Origin of the sequence: Streptomyces sp. GESEQ-4 (assembly GCF_017948455.1) — a bacterium.
In the GTDB taxonomy this organism is placed as follows: domain Bacteria; phylum Actinomycetota; class Actinomycetes; order Streptomycetales; family Streptomycetaceae; genus Streptomyces.
Window position 1 is genome coordinate 1 of record NZ_JAFFSU010000062.1, and the last position, 2,897, is coordinate 2,897.

The 2,897-nt window shown below is 67.7% G+C and carries 2 protein-coding genes; one reads left to right on the plus strand and one right to left on the minus strand.

The annotated features are described in order from the left end of the window. Nucleotides 1-74: 74 nt before the first annotated feature. Nucleotides 75-212, minus strand: a complete 138-nt coding sequence (locus tag KCH48_RS41760) for a hypothetical protein (RefSeq protein WP_210582865.1) — start codon at nucleotides 210-212, stop codon at nucleotides 75-77. Nucleotides 213-446: 234 nt separating this feature from the next. Between KCH48_RS41760 and KCH48_RS41765 the strand changes: the two genes are divergently transcribed. Continuing rightward, nucleotides 447-2,897: carbohydrate-binding protein (locus tag KCH48_RS41765; RefSeq protein ID WP_210582866.1), on the plus strand; the 2,451-nt coding region annotated here is incomplete at its 3' end.

Consider the following 2,897-nt stretch of genomic DNA (forward strand, 5'->3'; position numbering starts at 1 on the left):
GCCTTTAGTTGGCATCAGCGCAGGTCACGAACGTTGCCCGATGCCAACTAGCGATCCTGGTCACACTATTTGTGTCAGGCGGCGGTGGCCGACGTCGTGAACGTGGCCGACGCCGACGACAACGTACGGACGACGGTCGTACTGCTGCTGCGCTTCGCGGCCTCGGCTGCGGTGCGCAGGGTGTGTTCGTGGTCGGCGAAGCCTTTCTCCACAACAGGCCAATAGCCTGGCCGGCCCGGAGGGAAGTATGGACACGTTGGGCTGAAGTCTTCTAGCCTTGTCGGCGGACCATCAAGGTCGTCGATGTGACCCGACAGCGCGGTAGCCATCGACTTCTGTTTCCGAGCGGTTGCCCCCGCTCGGCTCCCAATCCCGCTACGGCATCGGCGCGGCAGCGCGCGCCCCAAGCCTGGCAGCCACCTGTTCAGGAAGGGGAGTGCATTGTCATGTTCATGAAGATCAGGAGGGCCGCAGCCGCGCGTTGGCCGGTCATCGGTTCGGCTCTGCTCCTGGTCGCGGCCACTCTCACCGCGGCCTTATCCAGTGCGACCCCGGCCTCGGCGCACCCGATCAACGCCGCCGACTTCCAGCAGGTCCAACTGGCCCGCGGGGTCCCGGAGGTCGGTGAGCCGATGTCGCTGGCCGTACTCGCCGACCGGTCGGTGCTGCATACCGCCCGCAATGGGACCGTGCGCCGCACGGATGCGGGCGGCACCACCACGGTGATCGGCAGCATCCCCGTATACGTGCACGACGAGGACGGCCTGCAGGGCATCGGCATCGACCCGGGTTTCGCCACCAACCGGCACATCTACCTCTACTACGCCCCGCCGCTGTCCACACCGGGAGGCGACGCACCGACCACCGGCGGCAACTGGTCGGCGTGGCAGGGTGTCAACCGGCTTTCCCGGTTCACGCTCAACGCCGACTTCACGCTCAACCAGTCCAGCAGAGTGGACATCCTCGACGTGCCGGCCGACCGAGGTATCTGCTGCCACGCCGGCGGAGACATCGACTTCGACGCGGCAGGCAACCTGTACCTGTCCACAGGCGACGACACGAACCCGTTCGAGTCCGCCGGGTATTCCCCACTCGACGAGCGGGCCAACCGCAACCCGGCGTTCGACGCGCAGCGCACCGCCGCCAACACCAATGACCTGCGCGGCAAGATCCTACGAATCAAGGTGAACGAGAACGGGTCGTACTCGATCCCGGCAGGCAACATGTTCCCGCCCGGCACGGCCAGGACCCGGCCGGAGATCTACGCGATGGGCCTGCGCAACCCGTTCCGGATGAGCGTGGACAAGGCCACCGGCATCGTCTACGTCGGCGACTACGGCCCCGATGCCGGCGCCACCTCGGGGCGCGGGCCGCAGGGCCAGGTCGAGTTCAACCGCGTCACGGGCCCGGGCTTCTATGGCTGGCCGTACTGCAACGGCACGAACACGAGCTCCGAGACGTTCGCCGAGTGGGACTTCGCCACCAACACGGCAGGCGCGAAGTACAACTGCGCGGGCGGGCCGACGAACAACTCGTTCCGCAATACCGGCTTGAGCACGCTGCCCCCCGCCAAGGCTGCCTGGATTCGTTACGGCGGCGACGCCGGCAGCCCGCCGGCCTTCGGCAGCGGCTCGGAGTCGCCGATGGCGGGCCCGGTGTACCGGTACGACCCCGACGTCAGCTCGCCCACGAAGTTCCCTCAGTCGTTCGACGGGCAGTTCTTCGCCACGGAGTTCGGCCGCGGCTGGATCAAGCCGATCCACCTCAACGCCGACGGCTCCCCGGGGACCATCGACAGCTTCCCCTGGAGTGGCAAGCAGGTGATCGACTCGGCGTTCGGCCCGGACGGCTCGTACTACGTGCTGGACTATGGCGCCGGGCTGTACCAGGGCGACCAATACTCCGCCCTTTACCGCTTCGACTACGTCGGCGGCGGCAACCGGGCGCCCACGGCGATGGCCGGCGCCAACCGGACCTCCGGCGCCGCGCCGTTGACCGTGACCTTCTCCTCGGCCGGATCGTCCGACCCCGACGGTGGGGCACTGACCTATGCCTGGAGCTTCGGTGACGGCACCAGCTCCACCGCCGCCAACCCGACGAAGACGTACAACACGAACGGCAACTACACGGCCACGCTGACCGTGCGCGACCCGCAGGGTGCCACCGGCACCGCCGACGTGCGGATCACCGTCGGCAACACCGCGCCGACCGTGACCATCAACAGCCCCGCCGCGGGGGAGATCTTCGCCTTCGGCGACACCGTGCCGTTCAGTATCACCGTGACGGATCCGGAGGACGGCACGGTCGACTGCACCAAGGTCAAACTGACGTACATCGTCGGTCACGACAGCCACGGCCACCCGATCACCTCGAAGACCGGTTGCTCGGGCACGATCACCATCCCGGTCGACGGTGAGCACGACGACGCGGCGAACATCTTCGGAGTCTTCGACGCCGAGTACACCGACAACGCCGGGCTCACCACGCACACGCAGCACATCCTGCAGCCGAAGCACCGGCAGGCCGAGCACTACAAGACCTCGTCCGGCATCGCCACCTTGGACAAGTCGACCGCCGAGGGCGGCAAGTCCGTCGGTGACATCGAGAACGGCGACTGGATCGCATTCGAGCCGTACAAGCTGAGCAACGCCACGTCGTTCAGCGCCCGGGTGTCGTCAGCCGGCGCGGGCGGCACGTTGCAGGTTCGGGCCGGCTCGCCGACCGGCACCGTCCTCGGCTCCGCCACCGTCCCGGTCACCGGCTCGTGGACGAACTTCACCACCGTCAACGGCTCGATCTCCGGTGCACCGGCCGGCACCACCACGCTCTACCTGACCTTCGCCGGCGGCTCCGGATTCCTCTTCGACGTCGACGCGTTCACCTTCAATCCCGGCGGC